The following is a 19160-nucleotide window of genomic DNA, read 5'->3' on the forward strand; positions in this document are numbered from 1 at the left end:
GGAGCCGCAAATCGACACAGCCCCGCGCCCCCAAAGGGGGCGCTGACCTTACCGTCGCTCAGTAAGCACCCTGGGTCCTGCCTCCGTAATCGCCACCGTGTGCTCGACGTGTGCCGCCCTCGACCGGTCGTTCGTGCGGAGGGTCCAGCCGTCGGGTGCCTCGTGGTAGCCGTCCTTGCCGCCGGCGATCAGCATGGGCTCGATCGCGAGGGCCATGCCGTGGCGGAGGGGGAGGCCGCGGCCGGGGCGGCCCTCGTTCGGGACGCCGGGGTCCTCGTGCATCTGGCGGCCGATGCCGTGGCCGCCGAAGCCCTGGGGGATGCCGTAGCCCGCCGCACGGCACACCGTGCCGATCGCGTGGGCGATGTCGCCGATGCGGTTGCCCACGACGGCCGCCGCGATGCCCGCCGCGAGGGCGCGCTCGGCGGTGTCGATCAGGCGTACGTCGGCGGGGCGCGGTTTGCCGACGATGAAGCTGATCGCCGAGTCGCCGGCCCAGCCGCCCAGCTTCGCGCCGAAGTCCATCGAGACCAGGTCGCCGTCGCGCAGGCGGTAGCCGTCCGGGATGCCGTGCACGATCGCGTCGTTCACCGAGGCGCAGACGACCGCCGGGAACGGGGTGGGCGCGAACGAGGGGCGGTAGCCGAGGAAGGGCGAGGTCGCGCCCGCCGCGCGCAGCACGTCGTGCGCCAACTCGTCCAGTTCCAGCAGGGATACGCCCACGTCGGCGGCTTCCTGCACGGCCGTGAGGGCGCGGGCCACGACCTGGCCCGCCTCGTACATCGCATCGATAGACGTGTCCGTCTTGAGTTCCACCATGCCAATTACTATACCGGTATTAGAATGACGGCATGGTACGCACCCCTCTCACCCCCGAAGAGCGTGAACGCGGCGAACGGCTCGGCCGGCTGCTCCGCGAGGCCCGTGGTGGCCGGAGCATGACGGACGTGGCGGCGCACGCGGGCATCTCGGCGGAGACCCTCCGCAAGATCGAGACCGGCCGGGCTCCTACGCCCGCCTTCTTCACCGTCGCCGCTCTCGCCGACGCGCTCGGGTTGTCCATGGACCAACTCGTGGTCAGGTGTGCGCCGTTGGCGGCCTGAATCGAGTGGCGGGCGTGGCGGATACGGCGGAATCCGGCGGGCGCACAGGAGGGAGGCGTAGGCTCCGAGCTCTCTGCGCCCGGCTCGAAAAGCTTCCGTAGCCGCGTCGTAACACAAATGGTGTTTTCTACGGACCGGAGCATTCCGGTCTGGCGGGAGTTGGAGCATGGCTGTGGATCAACTCCCCGGACAGGTGCGGGAGTTCGCGAACTACCTCGACCGGCTTCTGACGCGCCTCGACCAGGGCGGCGGCTGGTGCGGGGTGTTCTGGCAGCGCGATCCCGATGGTATGCAGGCCTGCCTGGGCGGCCGTGAGATACCGCCCTGGGACGTGGTGGAGGCGTTGCTCCAGGACCTCGCCGCCGAGTACGGCCCCGGTGTCGCCGCCCAGGAGAAGGAGCGGGCCCGCGCCCTGCACGCGGCGGCGCTCGCCGCGTTCGACGCCCGGCCCGGCAGCCGGGACGCCCTCGTTGACCGGCTCGACGTGATGCTCCGCGAGCAGAAGTACGCCGCCGAACGGCAGGCGGAACTGGGGCGGTTGCTCGGCGCCGCCACCACGCAGGAGGAGGCCGACGCGCTCCGCCTCGACCTCGCCTGGGCCCACGACGACCATGAGCGCGCCACCGCCCGCTGCGCCGAACTCCGCTCCCGCATCGAGGAGTTGGACAACCGCGTCCACCTCCGGGGTGGCGGGGCGGTCCACCGCGACCGGCACGGCAACGTGTTCCGGGCCGACGACACCTTCCAGGACCAGGCACAAGTCCAGGCCCAGGACGGCCGGTCCGGCGGGGAGGATCCGTACGGTTCGTACGACAACGGCCCGGCGCCCCACCGCCTGCCCCGCCAGCGCGACACCGAACAGACACCCGGCACCGGCCCGCAGAGCGGCTACGGCGGCCCCGACAACACCGGAGGACGGGCCTACGGCGGCCCCGATCCCCTGCGCCACGACGAAGGGCTGCGTGAGGCGCCCCGCGGCTACGGCCCGATGGGCGGCCCGGTGGGCATCGGCCGCACCGAATCCCAGCCCGCGCGCCGAGACGACAGCGCCCCCGACGCGCGCCGCGGCTACGAGGACTTCGAGCGCGCCAACCCCGGCTACGGCAGCCCGGCCCCCCTGCGGGACGACTTTCCGAGCCCCGCCGGCACTCCCGCGCCCGAGCCCTCCGACTGGCCCGCGACCGGCGCCTCCGACTGGCCCGCACCCGAGGCGACGCGCTCCGCCGCCCCCGACTCCGTACAGCCCGCGGCCCCCGAGCCCGCGCAGTCCACCGACGCCGCCCCCGAAGCTGCCCCCGCCCCCAAGCAGCGCAAGCGCCGCCGAGGCAGCGCCCGCTTCGCCGGTATGGCCGAGGACGACACCGCCGCGGGCGCCCCGGCCCCGGGCCCCGCAGTTGCCGTACCGGATCTGCCGACCTCCGCGCCAGCCGCCCGCCGCACCCCGCGCGGGGCCCGTTTCGCCGGGGCCGCGCGGCCGGCCGAGCGGGCGCAGCCGAAGCGGGAGGCGCTGGACGCGGAGGCGCGGCAGGCCACCGTGGAGGCCGTGCAGCGGCTCGTGGGGCTGCGGCGGGAGGGTAGGAGCGGCGAGGCGCACGCGTTGCTCGCCGAGGCCGCGTACTGGCCCGCCGCGCGCTTCCCGCTGCTCGCGGCCGAGCTCCAGCGCGCCGGACTCGGCGCGGACTGGGCGACGCTGCTGTGGGAGGCCGCCTCGCTGCCCGCCGACCGGCTGGTCGGCGCGGCGGACGCGCTGGTCGCGGCGGGCCGTACGGCGGACGGCGAGCAGATCCTGCGGCAGGGCGTGGCCCGCCCGGCCGAGGAGATAGGAGAGGCGGTGCTCGCGCTCGCCGCCGAGGGCCGCCGCCGCGAGATCATGGCCCTGCTCGACGCCTACGTCAGGGTCCGCACCCCCGAGGAGGCGGCCCGCAGTGTCGCGGCCGACCCCCAGCAGCTCGTCCCGCTGCTGGTGGAGGCGGCCCGGGGTGTCTCGGACGAGCGCCACTGGGATCTTGTCCATGCCCTCCGGGTGGCGGGTTTCACTGCCTGAGTGGCCCATCGGCTCGCCCACCGGAGTGTGAAACGCGATCGACTCCGCGGGTTAACGACGATGGTCTTGGCAAGGCTCCTCCGGAGGCTTACGTTCATCCCTCTACGGCCTTTGTCTACGGGCGTAGAGGCTCTGACGTCCCGTCGAAGGAGCAGCTCATGGCCAACGTCGTACGCGCCGCTCTGGTCCAGGCCACCTGGACCGGCGACACCGAGTCCATGGTGGCGAAACACGAGGAACACGCCCGCGAGGCCGCCCGCCAGGGCGCCAAGATCATCGGGTTCCAGGAAGTGTTCAACGCCCCCTACTTCTGTCAGGTCCAGGAACCGGAGCACTACGACTGGGCCGAGCCGGTGCCCGACGGGCCGACCGTGCGCCGTATGCAACAGCTCGCGCGCGAGACCGGCATGGTGATCGTCGTCCCGGTCTTCGAGATCGAGCAGGACGGCTTCTACTACAACACCGCGGCCGTGATCGACGCGGACGGCACCTTCCTCGGCAAGTACCGCAAGCACCACATCCCGCAGGTCAAGGGCTTCTGGGAGAAGTACTACTTCAGGCCGGGCAACGCCGGCTGGCCCGTCTTCGACACCGCGGTCGGCAAGGTCGGCGTCTACATCTGCTACGACCGCCACTTTCCCGAAGGTTGGCGCCAACTCGGCCTCAACGGCGCCCAGTTGGTCTACAACCCGTCCGCCACCTCACGCGGTCTCTCCGCCTACCTCTGGCAGCTGGAACAGCCCGCGGCGGCGGTCGCCAACGAGTACTTCATCGCCGCGATCAACCGGGTTGGACAGGAGGAGTACGGGGACAACGACTTCTACGGGACGTCGTACTTCGTCAACCCGCGAGGCCAGTTCGTCGGCGACGTCGCCAGTGACAAGGACGAGGAACTTCTCGTCCGCGACCTGGACTTCGGGTTGATCGAGGAAGTACGCCAGCAGTGGGCGTTCTACCGCGACCGTCGTCCCGACGCCTACGAAGGGTTGGTGCAACCGTGACCAAGGATCTGCTGGGGCGGCACAAGGCCGTGCTCCCGGAGTGGCTCGCCCTCTACTACGACAACCCGCTCGAAATCACGCACGGCGAGGGCCGGCACGTGTGGGACGCCGAGGGCAACAAGTACCTCGACTTCTTCGGCGGCATCCTCACCACCATGACCGCGCACGCGCTCCCCGAGGTCACCAAGGCGGTCAGCGAGCAGGCCGGGCGGATCCTCCACTCCTCCACGCTCTACCTCAACCGGCCGATGGTCGAACTCGCCGAGCGCGTCGCCCAGTTGTCCGGCATCCCCGACGCCCGCGTCTTCTTCACCACCTCGGGCACCGAGGCCAACGACACCGCCCTGCTGCTTGCCACCGCCTACCGGCGCAGCAACCAGATCCTGGCCATGCGCAACAGCTACCACGGCCGCTCCTTCAGCGCGGTCGGCATCACCGGCAACCGCGGCTGGTCCCCGACCTCCCTCTCCCCGCTCCAGACGCTGTACGTCCACGGCGGTGTGCGCACGCGCGGACCCTACGCCCACCTGTCCGACGCCGAGTTCATCGCCGCCTGCGTGGCCGACCTCAAGGACCTGCTCGGTCACGTCCGCCCGCCGGCCGCCCTCATCGCCGAACCGATCCAGGGCGTCGGCGGCTTCACCTCTCCTCCGGACGGCCTGTACGCGGCCTTCCGCGAAGTCCTCGCCGAGCGGGGCGTGTTGTGGATCGCGGACGAGGTGCAGACCGGCTGGGGCCGCACCGGCGACCACTTCTGGGGCTGGCAGGCGCACGCCCAGAGCGGTCCGCCGGACATCCTCACCTTCGCCAAGGGCATCGGCAACGGCAGCTCGATCGGCGGTGTCGTCGCCCGCGCCGACATCATGAACTGCCTGGACTCCAACAGCATTTCGACCTTCGGCGGCACCCAGATCACCATGGCGGCCGGCCTCGCCAACCTCACCTACCTCCTGGAGCACGACCTCCAGGGCAACGCCCGGCGCGTCGGCGGCCTCCTCATCGAGCGGCTGCGGGCCGCCGCGGCGAAGCATCCCGGCGTACGGGAAGTGCGCGGGCGCGGACTGATGATCGGCATCGAGCTGGTGAAACCGGGCACCGACGAGGCCGATCCGCAGGCCGCCTCCGCCGTGCTCGAAGCGGCCCGCGAGGGCGGGCTGCTGATCGGCAAGGGCGGCGGCCACGACACCAGCGCCCTGCGCATCGCCCCGCCGCTGTCCCTCACCGTCGCGGAGGCCGAAGAGGGCGCCGCCATCCTCGAACGGGCTCTGGCGAGCACGCAGTAGCAGCAGTACGAGCAAGGGAACATCGTCATGGCCACCACCTTCGACACCCTGGAACCCGCCCTGTCGGTCCGTCAGGTCCTCGCCCTGGAACGGGTCCTGGCCGGGGAGCCCGAGGTGGTGGCCGGCGCGAGCCAGCTCGACCGCGCCGTGCGGTGGGTGCATGTCGCCGAGGCCGCCGACGTCGGCGTGATGCTCAGCGGCGGCGAGATGATCCTCACCACCGGCGTCCTCCTCGCCGGTGACGAGAGCGCCCAGGCCGAGTACATCCAGTCCCTGCACCGCGCTGAGGCCTCGGCCGTCGTCCTCGGTCTCGGCCGTGCCTTCCCCGCCCCGCCGGACGTGATGCGCCGTGCGGCCGAGCGGTGCGGACTGCCCATGGTGGTGCTGCACCGCCCCTTCCCCTTCGCGGAGTTGACGGAAGAGGTCCAATCCCGGCTGGTACGGCGGAAGTTCGCCGCCGTCAGCCTCTCCGAAGCCGTACGGACCGCGCTCACCGCACTCATCACCGGCGGCGCCCCGCTGCAGAGCCTGCTCGACGAGGTCGCCGCGCACAGTGCCTGCCCCGTGGTCGTCACCAACCTCGCCCACCGCGTCCTCGCCACGGCGGGGGAGCGGTCCGCGGTCGACGACGTGCTGCGCGACTGGGAGCGCATCTCCCGCCAGGCCGGCGGCAGCGAGGGCGACGGCTGGATCCGCGCCGAACTGGGCGGACGCGGCGAGCGCTGGGGCCAGATCATGCTGTGCGGCCACCGCGGCGACACCGCCACCGGACGCCTCCTCGCCGACCGCGCCGCCGAGGCCCTGGTCCTGCACCGCATGCTCGGCGGCTCCGCCCACACCTGGGAGGAACAGTCCGCGCAGAGCCTGCTGACCGACCTGGCGAGCGGCGTCGTGCCGGCCCGCCAACTCCTGCCCCGCGCTCGGGCCGCAGGACTCCCGGTCAACCGCCGCACCTTCGTCCCGATGGTCGTACGCGACGGCGACACGAACCAACTGGACCGGGTTCTAAGGCTGTTGGGCCTGCCCGGACTCGTCGCGGAACTGGCCGACGGTGTCACCGCCGTGCTGCTCAGCCTGCCCCGGGACCAGGACGCGGACGCCCTCGCCGCGCACTTCGCGAGCCGGCTGCGCACCGAGTCGGGGGCGTTGAAGGCGGTGGTGGCAGCCGCCGGGCAGCGCACTGTCTGGGACGACGTGCCCGCCGGTCTGCGCGAGGCACAGCACGTCGCCGACGCCGTGGCCGACTCCAGCGACGCCCTCGAACTCCCCACCGTCGTACGCCTCAAGGACGTTCATCTGCGCGGCCTGATCCGGCTGTTGAGGGACGACCCGCAGGTGCAGTCGTTCGCCGAGCGGGAGTTGGACGGGCTGCTGTGCGCGGCCGACGAGGACCTGCTCGCCGTACTGCGGACGTATCTGGCCACCGGCCGCAACAAGTCGCGCACCGCGCAGCTCCACCACGTCTCGCGGCCCGCGCTGTACCGCCGGCTGGAGGCGATAGAGGGCCGGCTCGGGGTGGACCTCGACGACTTCGAGCAGGCCGCGTCGGTGCACATCGCGCTCCTCGCGCACGACGCGCAACAGGGGTGAAACATGGGACTAGCTGCGAAAACGGCGGTGAAACATGCGGCCACGACAGGGTGACACCGTGGAACGCCGAGCGTCCGCAGACGTGACACCGTGCAACTCAAACCGGACTTCAGGACTTCCTAGGCTCCTCGCACACCTAGCGACCGGAGGTCCCGATGAGCACCGTGATTCGTGCCGCCCTGTTCCAGACAGCCTGGACGGGCGACAAGGAGTCCATGATCCAGGTCCACGAGCAGGCGGTGCGCGACGCCGCCGCGCAGGGTGCTCAAGTCCTGTGCTTCCAGGAGCTGTTCTACGGACCGTACTTCTGCCAGGTCCAGGACAAGGCGTTCTACGAGTACGCCGAGGCGATCCCGGACGGCCCGATCGTCAAGCGCTTCCAGGCGCTCGCCAAGGAACACGGCATCGTCCTGGTCCTGCCGATGTACGAGGAGGAGCAGCCCGGCGTCCTCTACAACACGGCCGCCGTGATCGACGCGGACGGCTCCTACCTCGGCAAGTACCGCAAGCACCACATTCCCCAAGTCCCCGGATTCTGGGAGAAGTTCTACTTCCGCCCGGGCAACAGCGGCTGGCCGATCTTCGACACCAAGGTCGGCAAGATCGGTGTCTACATCTGCTACGACCGCCACTTCCCGGAGGGCTGGCGTGCGCTGGGCCTCGCGGGCGCCGAGATCGTCTTCAACCCGTCGGCGACCTCGCGTGGTCTGTCGGCGTACCTGTGGCAGCTGGAGCAGCCCGCTGCCGCCGCCGCCAACGAGTACTTCGTCGGTGCCATCAACCGGGTCGGCGTAGAGGAGTTGGGCGACAACGACTTCTACGGCACGACCTACTTCGTCGACCCGGAGGCCCAGTTCGTCGGCGAGGTGGCCAGCGACAAGGAGCCCGAACTGGTGGTCCGCGACCTGGACTTGGCCAAGCTCCGAGAGGTCCGCGACCGCTGGCAGTTCTACCGCGACCGCCGCCCGGACGCGTACGGCCCGCTGACCGCACCGTAAGACAGGCAGGGCTTTCGCGCCCCTGGGGAGCGCAGCTCCCTCAGGGGCGCGGGGCAGCGTCCATTGGCGGCTTCGCCGCGGGGCGCGCCCAGCCCCCACCGACCCGCACCAGACCACAATCCAGCGGAGTCAAAACAATGAGCACCCGTACCGTTATCCGCGGCGGCCTAGTCATCACCGCGTCCGACGAACTCCACGCCGACGTCCTGATCGAGGGCGGCCGCATCGCCGCCCTCGCCACCTCCGGTACGCCGACGGCCGACGCATGGACCGCCGACCGGGTCATCGACGCCACCGGGAAGTACGTCATCCCGGGCGGGGTCGACGCCCACACCCACATGGAGATGCCGTTCGGCGGCACCAAGGCCGCCGACACCTTCGAGACCGGCACCCGGGCCGCCGCCTGGGGCGGTACGACGACCATCGTCGACTTCGCCATCCAGAGCGTCGGCGGAGCCCTCCGCGAGGGTCTCGACGCCTGGCACGCCAAGGCCGAGGGCAACTGCGCCATCGACTACGGCTTCCACATGATCGTCTCCGACGTCAACGAGGACACCCTCAAGGAGATGGACCTGCTGGTCGAGGAGGGCGTCACCTCCTTCAAGCAGTTCATGGCCTACCCGGGCGTCTTCTACAGCGACGACGGCCAGATCCTGCGCGCCATGCAACGCGCCGCCGACAACGGCGGGTTGATCATGATGCACGCCGAGAACGGCATCGCGATCGACGTCCTCGTCGAGCAGGCGCTGGCCCGCGGCGAGAGGGACCCCCGCTACCACGGCGAGGTCCGCAAGGCCCTCCTCGAAGCCGAGGCCACCCACCGGGCGATCAAGCTCGCGCAGGTCGCCGGAGCACCCCTCTACGTCGTGCACGTTTCGGCCATGGAGGCAGTGGCCGAGCTGGCCAAGGCGCGCGACGAGGGCCTGCCCGTCTTCGGCGAGACCTGTCCGCAGTACCTGTTCCTCTCCACCGACAACCTCGCCGAGCCCGACTTCGAGGGCGCGAAGTACGTGTGCAGCACGCCCCTGCGCCCCAAGGAGCACCAGGCCAAGCTCTGGCAGGGCCTGCGCACCAACGACCTCCAGGTGGTCTCCACCGACCACTGCCCCTTCTGCTTCGTCGGTCAGAAGGAGCTCGGCCGGGGCGACTTCTCGAAGATCCCCAACGGCATGCCGGGCGTCGAGAACCGTATGGACCTGCTCCACCAGGGCGTCGTCGACGGACACATCAGCCGCCGCCGCTGGATCGAGATCGCCTGCGCCTCCCCGGCGCGGATGTTCGGCCTCTACCCGAAGAAGGGCACCATCGCCCCGGGCGCCGACGCCGACGTCGTCATCTACGACCCGCATGCCGAGCAGACCGTATCCGCCGAGACCCACCACATGAACGTCGACTACTCGGCCTACGAGGGCAAGCGCCTCACCGGCCGCGTCGAGACCGTCCTCTCGCGCGGCGAACTCGTCATCACCGAGCGGGAGTACACCGGGCACGCCGGCCACGGCGTCTACACCCCGCGCTCCACCAGTCAGTACCTCAACTAGGAGTGGCGCACATGGACTTCGGACTCGTCCTGCAGACCGACCCGCCGGCCTCGCGGGTCATCAGCCTGATGAAGCGCGCCGAGCGCAACGGCTTCACCTACGGCTGGACCTTCGACTCCGCCGTGCTGTGGCAGGAGCCGTTCGTGATCTACAGTCAGATCCTGGCCAACACCACCAAGTTGACGGTCGGCCCGATGGTCACCAACCCGGGCACCCGTACCTGGGAGGTCACCGCCTCCACCTTCGCCACCCTGAACGACATGTTCGGCAACCGCACGGTCTGCGGCATCGGCCGCGGCGACTCCGCGATGCGCGTCGCGGGCCGCACCCCGAACACGCTGGCCCGGATCAGCGAGGCCATGAAGGTCATCAGGGCGCTCGGCTCCGGCCAGGAGGCGGACCTCGGCGGCACGGTCATCAAGTTCCCCTGGGCCAAGGAGGACGCCCAACTCCCGGTCTGGATGGCCGCGTACGGCCCCAAGGCGCTGAAGATGACGGGCGAGGAGGCCGACGGCTTCATCCTCCAGCTCTCGGACCTCTACCTCACCGAGTACATGGTGAAGGCGGTGAAGGACGCGGCGATCGCCGTGGGCCGCGACCCGTCCGAGGTCAAGATCTGCGTCGCCGCCCCGGCCTACGTCACCGAGGACGACTCGCCCGAGGCGCTGGCCCACGCGCGCGACCAGTGCCGCTGGTTCGGCGGCATGGTCGGCAACCACGTCGCCGACCTCGTCTCCAAGTACGGCGAACACTCCGCCGCCGTACCCGACGAACTCACGGACTACATCAAGGCCCGTGAGGGGTACGACTATTCGCACCACGGCCGTGCCGACAACCCCGACACCGCCTTCGTGCCCGACGAGATCGTCGACCGGTTCTGCATCATCGGATCGGCCGAGAAGCAGATCGAAAAGCTCAACGCCCTGCGTGAGCTGGGCGTCGACCAGTTCGCCGTCTACGACATGCACGACGCGCAGGAGGCCACGATCGACGCGTACGGCGCGACGATCATCCCGGCCGTCAACGCCTGAGCCGTACCAGAAGACCCGCTCAACTCCCCGTCCCCCCACTCCAGTTCTCCCCCTCCCCACCGTCCTGGGGAGGGGGGCCGGAGCCTCCGCACGGCCTTTCCGGACCCACCTCATTGATTGGCCTGCCCATGACCGACACCGCTCCCACGGCCATAGAGCCGACCGCTCAAGTCACCCTCGCCGACGGGCGGGTGGAGATCGCCCCGGGGTCCCCGCAGCCCAGCGGGCCGTACGCCAACGACGATCTGCTGCCGGTTCCCGTCGAGAAGCGCACCTGGACCACCTACAACTTCTCCGCGCTGTGGGTCGGCATGGCCCACAACACGGCCTCCTGGACCCTGGCTTCGGGGCTCATCGCCGTGGGCATGGACTGGAAGCAGGCGGTGTTCACCATCGCCCTGGCCAACCTGATCGTGCTCGTGCCGATGCTGCTCACCGGGCACGCGGGACCGAAGTACGGCATCCCCTTCCCGGTCTTCGCGCGCGCCTCCTTCGGTGTGCGCGGCGCCAACCTCCCCGCTGTCGTACGGGCGTTGGTGGCCTGCGGCTGGTTCGGCATCCAGACCTGGATCGGCGGTGAGGCGATCTTCTTCCTCGCCGGCAAGCTGATCGGGGACAGCTGGGCCAACGCCTCGCAGATCGGCGGGTACGCCTGGACGATGTGGCTGTCGTTCGCGCTGTTCTGGGCGCTCCAAGTGGCCATCATCTACCGGGGCATGGAGACCATCCGCCGATTCGAGAACTGGGCGGCGCCCTTCGTGCTCGTCGGCGCGTTCGTGATGCTGTGGTGGATGAGCAGCAAGGCCGGCGGCCTCGGCCCGCTCTTCGACCAGCCCTCCAAGCTCGGTTGGGGCGGCAGCTTCTGGAAGCTGTTCTGGCCCTCGCTCATGGGCATGATCGGCTTCTGGTCCACGCTGTCGCTGAACATCCCCGACTTCACCCGCTACGGCAAGAGCCAGAAGGCCCAGACATGGGGGCAGGCGCTCGGTCTGCCGACCACCATGACCCTGTTCGCGTTCCTGTCGGTGCTGGTCACCTCCGGTTCGCAGGCCGTCTACGGCAAGGCGATCTGGGACCCGGTGCAGCTGGCCGCCAAGACGGACAACGTGGTCGGTCTGCTCTACGCGCTGGTGACCGTCCTGGTGGCGACCCTGTCCGTGAACATCGCGGCCAACCTGGTCTCGCCCGCCTTCGACTTCTCCAACGTCGCGCCCCGGAAGATCAGTTTCCGCACCGGCGCCCTGATCACCAGCGTCCTCGGTGTGGTGATCTTCCCGTGGAAGCTGTACTCCGACCCGCAGGGCTACATCTTCACCTGGCTCGGTCTGGTCGGCGGTCTGCTCGGCACGGTCGCCGGCATCCTCATCGCGGACTACTGGATCCTGCGCCGCGGCAAGCTCGACCTCACCGACCTGTACAAGGCGGGCGGCCGGTACTGGTACGACAGCGGCTGGAACTGGCGGGCCGTCGTCGCCTTCCTGGTGGGTGGCGTGCTCGCCGTCGGCGGCGCCGACTTCCACCCGCTGATCGACGGCCGTCCCGTCCCGGCCCTGTCCTCCCTCGCCGACTACGGCTGGGCGGTGGGCCTGGGCACGTCGATGGTGCTCTACGTGGTGCTGACGCTGCTGACCCGGAAGGAGTCGGCGCCGCAGGAACCGACGCCCGTCGAGGCGTAGGACTCGTCGGGTCGGAGGGCGCCGGGGCTAGCTTGCCTTGGCGCCCTCCAGCGCGGTCACCGCTTCCCTCGCGGCCTTGATCGCGCCCTTGTTGATGACGTCCGTGCTCGGCGCCTTCTTGTTCTCGAAGTCGCTGCCGTTGTACGTGATGGTCACCAGCGCGTTGCCCGCGCGGACGACGACCGTGCCCTCACGCGTCTGCTGCTTGTCCTCTGTGGTGAGGTTCACGATGGAGTAGGCCGCGTCGCCGAGCCCGGGCACCACCCCGCCGCCGCTCTTCTCCGTAGTCGTCTCGGTGTACGACTTTTTCGCCGCTTCATCCGATTCCGTGATCTCGTACGACACGTCTAGCCAGCGGTAGTCGTACCCCTTGAGCGCGTTCCACGAGCAGGTGCGGCGCACCTTCGTGTCCGTCGACGGGATCTCCTTGCCGGCCGTCTTCGCGCCCGGAACCAGTGACTTGAGCGTCGCCGCCGTCACACTCCCGCACGGGGCGGGGGAGGTGGAGTACGCCCTGGCCACGGGCGCCGTCGACGGGGCCGAGGTCCCGGACGGGGTGCCGGAGTCGGGCGTCGACTTGTGATCGGCGGTCGTCGTCGCGGCGAACGGGCCGGACGTCAGGGCCCAGCCCATCGCGGCGAGCACGACGACCGGCGACAGACGCGCGGTGAGAGCGAGCGGCAGAGGAAGAGAACGCAAGTCGCACTTCTCGTGGGGGAAGGGTGCGGAGCGGGTCCGCACTGCGGACGGGGACGCCAGTGTCACATGACTCCCTGTGAGGCGGAAGTACGAACTCGCTCCGTGCCTGTGCGGTGACAGTGCCTGACTGCGGACGCGTTGTGTGTCCTCTTATGTCCGTCCGTCAGGCGCGAGCGGCGGGCACGCCCATCGTCGTCTCGATCCGTTCGACGGCGGCGAACGCCCCGTACGCGACGAGCCGCACGAGACTCTCGTCACTCCGTGACGGCTCCCGCCAGGCGGCCACGTCCTCCTCAGCGATCCGGTACGGCGCGAGCGCGGCCAGTACCGCCAGCCGCGCCGCCGGCCGCTCCCGCCGGCTCGGGAAGCCGCGCAGCACGACCGGCGGATGCCCCCCGTCCCAGGCCCACAGCGTCTCCCGTACGAGGGTCAGGTCGTCCGCGTCGAGCAGATCCGCGCCCGCGAGCGCCGCCGTGCGCAGGGCGTCGTAGGCCGGACCCACCGCGGTTCCGGCCGCCCAGTCCGGACCGGGGCCCGGCGTGTCGAGCAGGGGGAGCGCCGCTCCCGGTACGGCGCTGCGGCGCACGGTGCGGGCCACGCTGCGGCCGGCGAGGCTGCGTACGGCCCGGAAGCGCTGGGCGTTGCCCGGCAGGAGCTGTTCGGTCAGCAGGGCCGACACGATGCGGTTGATGAAGTGGAAGGCGAGGGCGGTGCCCAGGTAGGCGGGTGCCTGCTCGGGCGGGAACGGGTACGGCGCCAGGGCCGCACCCGGGACCCGGGTGCGGCGGCCCCAGTCGAGCACGCGCGCGTGCTCCTCGTTCTCCGGTGTGCCGCCGCGCGCCAGGTGCTCGGCGAGGGCGTGGTCGCCGGTGGCGTGCAGCAGGACGGTGTGCGCGTCCGCGCAGAACGGGCACTTGTTGGCGAGCGAGACACCGAGGGCGGCCAGCTCCTTGCCGGTGCGGCTGCCGGTGCCCGCGATCAGCGACTCCCGCATCAACGCCCAGGCGGGGGCGAGGAGTTCGGGCGCGGAGGACAGGACCACGAAGGTCGGGGGCCGCTCTATTCCGAAGTCGACGGCGATCTGCTCGAAGACTTCGGCGGTGCGGCCCGTGGCGGACTTCGGCGACGGGGGCCGGGTGTGACGGAAGGATGTGGTCATGGCAGCAGCGTGCGCCGCCCGGGTGCCTGCGGTCGTCGTACGGCCGGAGGTAGTCGACGCTGCGTCGGCCGGGTGGCGCGGGCCCGGAAAGTACTGCGTGGGGAGTAGTCCAGGAGTTGTCCACAGGGCTGACGCCCCCGTCGGCGCGGCGGTCTACTGTGCGGTCATGAGCGGGTACCCGGTCGATGTGACCCCACGCAGGCGCCTCGCCGACGCGTCCCTCGCGGTCGTCATCGGCGCCCTCGTCGTGACCGTCGCCGCCTTCGACACGGACACCACCGCCGTCGACTACGCGCTGATCGCCCTGGCCTCGGCGGCCCTGGCGTTCTACCAGACGGCTCCGCGCGCGGTCCTCGCCGTGACCACGGTGGGAGAGGCGGCCTACGTCCTGCACGCCCACCCGGGGCCGGTCGCCGCGCTGCCCGTGCTCGCCGCCATGCACACGGCGGCCCGGGTGGGACACCGCGGCTGGTCGGCCGGGGCGGGCGGGCTGTTCCTGGCCGCGTACTTCGCGACGGGACCCACGACCCAGCAGGTGGTCGAGCGGACCGCGCTCATCGCCGGCTGGTTCCTGTGCGCGGTGGTCACCGGCCTCGCCGACCGCAACTGGCGGGCGTATCTGCGCCAGACCGAACAGCGCGCCCTGGAGGCCGAACGGACCCGCGAGGAGGTCGCGTTGCGCCGCGCGGGTGAGGAACGCCTGCGCATAGCGCGGGAGTTGCACGACTCCCTCACCCACAGCATCTCGATCGTCAAGCTCCAGGCGGGCGTCGCCGTCCACCTCGCCCGCAAGCGCGGCGAGGAGGTGCCGCCCGCGCTGCTAGCCATCCAGGAGGCGGGCGGCGAGGCGATGCGGGAACTGCGGGCCACCCTGGAGATCCTGCGCACCACCGAGGAGCCCACCGGCACCCCCGAGCTGCTCGTCGAGCGGGCCTGCGCGGCCGGTCTCGCCGTCGAACTCGCGGTGACGGGCGAAGAGCGCCCCCTCACGGCGACCGTCGACCGCGCGGTGTACCGCATCGTCCAGGAGGCCCTGACCAACGCGGCCCGGCACGCGGGCCCGGCCAAGGTCAGCGTCCAACTCGACTACGGCGACGAGGACTTGACGATACGGGTGGAGGACGACGGGGCGGCCGACCCCGGCTGTCCGCCGAAGCCGGGCATCGGACTCACCGGCATGCGCGAGCGCGTCACGGCCCTGGGCGGCACCCTGCACACCGCCCCGCGCGCGGAGGGCGGCTTCGCGGTGCGGGCCGAACTGCCGCTGGGGGAGGCGGGATGATCCGGGTCGCGGTCGTGGACGACCAGGCGCTGATGCGCGCGGGCTTCCGCGCCCTGCTCGACGCAGAGGACGGCATCGAGGTGGTGGGCGAGGCGGCCGACGGCGAACAGGGCGTGGCCCTCGTCCGCGCGCAGCTGCCCGACGTCGCGCTGATAGACGTACAGATGCCGGTGATGACGGGCATCGAGGCGACCCGCCGCATCGCGGCCGACCCCGCCCTCGCCGCGGTCCGGGTCGTCATCCTCACCAACTACGGCCTGGACGAGTACGTCTTCGAGGCGCTGCGGGCGGGCGCCAGCGGCTTCCTCCTGAAGGACACGGACCCGGCCGACCTGCTCCAGGCGATCGGGATCGTCGCCGGCGGCGAGGCCCTGCTCTCCCCGTCGATCACCCGCACCCTGATCGGCGAGTTCGTCTCCCGGCCACCCGACCGCTGCACCGCCACCGGCCTGGAACACCTCACCCGCCGCGAACGCGAGGTCACCGCCCTGGCCGCGCGCGGCCTCACCAACGAGGAGATCGCCGGCCACATGGTCATCAGCCCGTTCACGGCGAAGACCCACATCAGCCGGGCCATGACCAAGCTCGGCGCCCGGGACCGGGCCCAACTCGTCGTGTTCGCCTACGAGTCGGGACTGGTGACGGCCCGCGCGCCGGAATCCCGTTGCGAGCCGGGCACGCCGGATCACACCCTGGAGCGGTGACCGAGACGACACGCGCGCAACACCCCGCCGTCCGTGTTCCCGAGGAGATCCTCGCCTACTACGCCGAGGGCAACGAGGACGCCCGCCTCAGACAGGGCTCCGACCGCCTGGAGTTCTGGCGGACCCAGGACGTACTGCGACGCCTGCTGCCCGCAGCCCCCGCGAAGCTCCTGGACGTCGGCGGAGGGAGCGGCATCCATGCCGAGTGGCTCGCGCTGGACGGGTACGAGGTCGAACTCGTCGACCCCGTACCGCTGCACGTGGAGCAGGCGGGCCGGCTTCCGGGGGTCACCGCCCGCGCCGGGGACGCCAGGGCACTGCCCGCCGAAGACTTGTCGTACGACGTGGTGTTGCTGCTGGGACCGCTCTACCACCTGCCCGAACGGGTCGACCGTGTACGTGCGTTGAGCGAGGCGCGTCGGGTGGTGCGGCCGGGTGGACTGGTGGTCGCGGCGACCATCAACCGGTTCGCGGGACTGCACGACATGCTCAGGCAGGAGTTGTACTTCATCGACCCGCACCGCGCGCGGATCGACCGCGAGATGGAGGAGGGACGCCACGACTCCGAGGACGGCGGCCACTTCACGACCGCCTACTTCGCCCAACCCCACGAGGCCCCCGAGGAGTTCGCGGAGGCCGCACTCACCGTCGACGGTCAGTACGGCCTCGAAGGCGTCGCCTGGCTGATGGGCGGCATCGAGGACTGGCTGGACGACCCGGACCGCCGCGAGGCCGTCCTGAAGGCCAGCCGCCACATCGAGTGCGAGCCCACCCTGCTCGGCACCAGCGGCCACCTCCTCACCGCGGGCAGACGGCCCCGCTGACCGCGCGCCTCGCCGCGTCCGGTCGGCGGGCCGTCCTCGTGAGTTCGAGGAGCAGGGCCTGCTCGGGGTTGAGGTTCGGCAGGGGCAGGCCGGCGACGGTGAGCACCGAACCGGGCAGGGACAGCCCCTTGTCGAGGGCCGCGGACAGCCAGGCCGGTTCCGCGATCTCGTGGAAGGACGGCAGGCCCAACTCGGCACGCACCCGGACCCGGTACGTCGTCTCGGGGTCGAGGCCGGGCAGTTGCACTCGGCCGTACTGGCCCTCGGGGGACGTGGCGAGCCGCGCCCAGCAGTACAGCGCGGCCGACCCGTCGTACGCCACGACTCCGTGCAGCAGCGTCGACTCGTCGGTGAGGTCGGCGCGGACCGTGCGGCCGCCGTGCAGCAGCGGGCGCAGTTCGCGGTGGAGGGCGGTCCAGGCGGTGAGGCGGGCGAGTTCGTCCGGGGTGCAGCGGGTGAGGTCCTGTTCGATGCCCGCGTGGCCGAACAGGGCCGTGGTCAGGCGGAGTCGGTCGGAGCCGACGCGGTCGGTGGTGTGGCTGGTGCGCGGGCCCACGTGCGTGCCGACCAGTTCGGGGGGCAGTAGTTGCGCGGTCCAGCGCTGGATGGTCTGGCGTTCCACCGGGTCGTTGCAGTCCGAGGCCCAGACCCGGTCGGTCCGCTCCAGGATGCCCAGGTCGACCCGTCCCCCACCGGCGGCGCAGCTCTCGATCTCCAGCGCGGGATGGCGTTCCCGGAGCGCGTCGATCAGCCGGTAGAGGGCTATGACCTGGGCGTGCGCCACGGGACGGTCGGCGGCGGAGTGCACGGTCTCGTGGAGTTCCCGGTTGTGGTCCCACTTGAGATACGCGATGGCGTACTTCTCCACCAGCGCGTCCAGTGCGTCCAACAGGTACTGCCAGGCATCCGGGTTGGCCAGGTCCAGCACATGCTGATGGCGCGCCGCCGGGCCGATCCCACGGGCCGGGCCCAGCACCCAGTCGGGGTGCTCGCGAGCCAGGTCGGAGTCCAGGTTGATCATCTCCGGTTCCACCCACAGCCCGAACTCCATGCCGAGTGACCGCACATGGTCCACCAGCGGGTTCAGTCCCTCGGGCCACACCACCGGGTCGACGGTCCAGTCGCCCAGCCCGGCGTCGTCCGAACGACGGCCCCGGAACCAGCCGTCGTCCAGCACGAACCGCTCGACACCGACCTCGGCGGCCCGGTCGGCCAGCCGCAGCAGCCGGTCCAGGTCGTGGTCGAAGTACACCGCCTCCCAGCTGTTGAGGATCACCGGGCGGGGGCCGCGCGGATGCGTGGGGCGGGCCCGGAGCAGGGTGTGGAAGCGGTCGGCGAGCCCGTCCAGGCCCTGGTCGGACCAGGCGAAGTGACAGACCGGAGCGGCGTACGACTCGCCGGGCGCGAGCCGGATCTCCCCGGCCCGCAGGAGCTCGCCGCCGCCGAGCACCCCCGCATGGGCGCCCGCGCCCTCCGGCAACTGCTCGGCCAGATACCGCTGGTCACCGCTCCACGCCACGTGGACGGCCCAGACCTCCCCGTCGCGGAAGCCGAATCCGGGCATGCCCACCGCCATGACGTACGGCGAGTCCACTCCCGGCTTGCCCCGCCGCACCTCGCGGGCATGGGTGCCGAAGCCGAGCGGCCGCCGCTGCGGTGAGCGCTCCCGGCTCCACTTGCCGGTGAAGTCGAGGACCTCGGCCGCCCGGCGCGGCAGCGGCAGCAGCGTCGTGACGCCCGCCAGGTCGTACGGCGCCGGGTCGGCGTCCGGTCGGCGGATGAGCGTGGTCCGGACGCCCAGTACCCCGGAGGGCTCCAGAACGTAGGAGAGGGCGACGTCGAGTCCGGTGCCGGGGTCGGTGAGGTGAAGGGTCAACTCCCCGCCCGTAGAGCGTGGTTGGTACGAGCTGTCGGTCAGTGTCAGCCGGGGTGCGGCGAACGCGCCGGCGAGATGGCCCTCCTGGGCCGGGGTGCCGGACCAGGCGTCGGCCTCGGTGGGCCAGACGGTGAACCGGCGCGGGATGTCGACGGAGTTGTTGAGCACGGCGGGTTCGCCGGTCAGGGCGAGCGCGGCCAGGGCGTCCTGCGGGAGGTCGCCCAGGTCGGCCCCCCAGTGCAGCACCCGGGGCACCGGCTCGGTGAGCTCCACGACGAGGGCGGTGCCCGCCGCGCGCAGGATGTGGATCCGCGCCGTGGTGTCCGGCATGAAGAGTCCTTTCCGAGCG

16 protein-coding genes are annotated in these 19160 nt (G+C 71.2%); 12 read left to right on the top strand and 4 right to left on the bottom strand.

Annotation, left to right across the window (positions count from 1 at the left end):
- Positions 1–48: 48 nt before the first annotated feature.
- Entirely contained in the window at positions 49–819 is a 771-nt protein-coding gene (gene map / locus ACWDEW_RS01020) for a type I methionyl aminopeptidase (protein WP_450508342.1), read from the bottom strand.
- Positions 820–851: 32 nt separating this feature from the next.
- On the opposite strand from map, the gene ACWDEW_RS01025 reads away from it, so the two are divergent.
- From ACWDEW_RS01025 to ACWDEW_RS01065, 9 genes are all read left to right on the top strand, one after another.
- Entirely contained in the window at positions 852–1103 is a 252-nt protein-coding gene (locus ACWDEW_RS01025; protein WP_019071243.1) for a helix-turn-helix domain-containing protein, read from the top strand.
- A gap of 166 nt (positions 1104–1269) precedes the next feature.
- Positions 1270–3147, top strand: a complete 1878-nt coding sequence (locus ACWDEW_RS01030; RefSeq protein WP_450508345.1) for a hypothetical protein — start codon at positions 1270–1272, stop codon at positions 3145–3147.
- A 158-nt stretch (positions 3148–3305) separates the two neighbouring features.
- A complete protein-coding gene (locus tag ACWDEW_RS01035; RefSeq protein WP_450508347.1) occupies positions 3306–4148 on the top strand; it encodes a nitrilase-related carbon-nitrogen hydrolase in 843 nt (280 codons plus the stop codon).
- Complete coding sequence (locus ACWDEW_RS01040; RefSeq protein WP_450508348.1) at positions 4145–5431, top strand: aspartate aminotransferase family protein; 1287 nt, start codon at positions 4145–4147, stop codon at positions 5429–5431. Before ACWDEW_RS01035 ends, ACWDEW_RS01040 begins: the two co-directional genes overlap by 4 nt.
- Positions 5432–5458: 27 nt before the next feature.
- Positions 5459–7021, top strand: coding sequence for a PucR family transcriptional regulator (locus ACWDEW_RS01045; protein WP_450508349.1), 1563 nt, complete (start codon positions 5459–5461; stop codon positions 7019–7021).
- 155 nt (positions 7022–7176) lie between these two features.
- On the top strand, positions 7177–8019 hold the full coding sequence (locus ACWDEW_RS01050; RefSeq protein WP_019071248.1) for a nitrilase-related carbon-nitrogen hydrolase: 843 nt from the start codon (positions 7177–7179) through the stop codon (positions 8017–8019).
- Positions 8020–8156: 137 nt separating this feature from the next.
- Positions 8157–9560, top strand: a complete 1404-nt coding sequence (gene hydA, locus ACWDEW_RS01055) for a dihydropyrimidinase (protein ID WP_450508352.1) — start codon at positions 8157–8159, stop codon at positions 9558–9560.
- 11 nt (positions 9561–9571) lie between these two features.
- A complete protein-coding gene (locus tag ACWDEW_RS01060) occupies positions 9572–10591 on the top strand; it encodes a TIGR03842 family LLM class F420-dependent oxidoreductase (protein ID WP_450508353.1) in 1020 nt (339 codons plus the stop codon).
- Between the two features lie 128 nt (positions 10592–10719).
- Complete coding sequence (locus ACWDEW_RS01065; RefSeq protein ID WP_450508355.1) at positions 10720–12267, top strand: NCS1 family nucleobase:cation symporter-1; 1548 nt, start codon at positions 10720–10722, stop codon at positions 12265–12267.
- A 27-nt stretch (positions 12268–12294) separates the two neighbouring features.
- On the opposite strand, the gene ACWDEW_RS01070 is transcribed toward ACWDEW_RS01065, so the two are convergent.
- Together ACWDEW_RS01070 and ACWDEW_RS01075 are read right to left on the bottom strand one after the other, a co-directional pair.
- Complete coding sequence (locus ACWDEW_RS01070) at positions 12295–12966, bottom strand: hypothetical protein (protein WP_450508357.1); 672 nt, start codon at positions 12964–12966, stop codon at positions 12295–12297.
- 163 nt (positions 12967–13129) lie between these two features.
- Positions 13130–14125: a carboxymuconolactone decarboxylase family protein gene (locus tag ACWDEW_RS01075; RefSeq protein WP_450508359.1), complete on the bottom strand. Its 996-nt coding sequence runs from the start codon at positions 14123–14125 to the stop codon at positions 13130–13132.
- 166 nt (positions 14126–14291) lie between these two features.
- Here ACWDEW_RS01075 and ACWDEW_RS01080 point away from each other — a divergent pair, with 166 nt between their 5' ends.
- Genes ACWDEW_RS01080 through ACWDEW_RS01090 form a run of 3 tightly spaced genes read left to right on the top strand, consistent with a single transcriptional unit; the run spans position 14292 to position 16935 of the window.
- Positions 14292–15407: a sensor histidine kinase gene (locus tag ACWDEW_RS01080; RefSeq protein WP_450508360.1), complete on the top strand. Its 1116-nt coding sequence runs from the start codon at positions 14292–14294 to the stop codon at positions 15405–15407.
- Positions 15404–16111, top strand: a complete 708-nt coding sequence (locus tag ACWDEW_RS01085) for a response regulator (RefSeq protein ID WP_450508362.1) — start codon at positions 15404–15406, stop codon at positions 16109–16111. Before ACWDEW_RS01080 ends, ACWDEW_RS01085 begins: the two co-directional genes overlap by 4 nt.
- Entirely contained in the window at positions 16108–16935 is an 828-nt protein-coding gene (locus ACWDEW_RS01090) for a class I SAM-dependent methyltransferase (protein WP_450508363.1), read from the top strand. Before ACWDEW_RS01085 ends, ACWDEW_RS01090 begins: the two co-directional genes overlap by 4 nt.
- On the opposite strand, the gene ACWDEW_RS01095 is transcribed toward ACWDEW_RS01090, so the two are convergent.
- The gene (locus ACWDEW_RS01095; protein ID WP_450508365.1) at positions 16910–19141 is read right to left on the bottom strand and encodes an alpha-galactosidase; all 2232 of its coding nucleotides are present in this window, start codon (positions 19139–19141) and stop codon (positions 16910–16912) included. The genes ACWDEW_RS01090 and ACWDEW_RS01095 overlap by 26 nt on opposite strands.
- Positions 19142–19160 lie beyond the last annotated feature (19 nt).

It is taken from the genome of Streptomyces sp. NPDC001100 (assembly GCF_053598575.1).

Excerpts from the sequence above, each read along its gene's own strand:
- map (WP_450508342.1), bottom strand. The coding sequence starts at position 819 with ATGGTGGAACTCAAGACGGACACGTCTATCGATGCGATGTACGAGGCG.
- ACWDEW_RS01025 (WP_019071243.1), top strand. The coding sequence starts at position 852 with ATGGTACGCACCCCTCTCACCCCCGAAGAGCGTGAACGCGGCGAACGG.
- ACWDEW_RS01030 (WP_450508345.1), top strand. The coding sequence starts at position 1,270 with ATGGCTGTGGATCAACTCCCCGGACAGGTGCGGGAGTTCGCGAACTAC.
- ACWDEW_RS01035 (WP_450508347.1), top strand. The coding sequence starts at position 3,306 with ATGGCCAACGTCGTACGCGCCGCTCTGGTCCAGGCCACCTGGACCGGC.
- ACWDEW_RS01045 (WP_450508349.1), top strand. The coding sequence starts at position 5,459 with ATGGCCACCACCTTCGACACCCTGGAACCCGCCCTGTCGGTCCGTCAG.
- ACWDEW_RS01050 (WP_019071248.1), top strand. The coding sequence starts at position 7,177 with ATGAGCACCGTGATTCGTGCCGCCCTGTTCCAGACAGCCTGGACGGGC.
- hydA (WP_450508352.1), top strand. The coding sequence starts at position 8,157 with ATGAGCACCCGTACCGTTATCCGCGGCGGCCTAGTCATCACCGCGTCC.
- ACWDEW_RS01060 (WP_450508353.1), top strand. The coding sequence starts at position 9,572 with ATGGACTTCGGACTCGTCCTGCAGACCGACCCGCCGGCCTCGCGGGTC.
- ACWDEW_RS01065 (WP_450508355.1), top strand. The coding sequence starts at position 10,720 with ATGACCGACACCGCTCCCACGGCCATAGAGCCGACCGCTCAAGTCACC.
- ACWDEW_RS01075 (WP_450508359.1), bottom strand. The coding sequence starts at position 14,125 with ATGACCACATCCTTCCGTCACACCCGGCCCCCGTCGCCGAAGTCCGCC.
- ACWDEW_RS01080 (WP_450508360.1), top strand. The coding sequence starts at position 14,292 with ATGAGCGGGTACCCGGTCGATGTGACCCCACGCAGGCGCCTCGCCGAC.
- ACWDEW_RS01085 (WP_450508362.1), top strand. The coding sequence starts at position 15,404 with ATGATCCGGGTCGCGGTCGTGGACGACCAGGCGCTGATGCGCGCGGGC.
- ACWDEW_RS01095 (WP_450508365.1), bottom strand. The coding sequence starts at position 19,141 with ATGCCGGACACCACGGCGCGGATCCACATCCTGCGCGCGGCGGGCACC.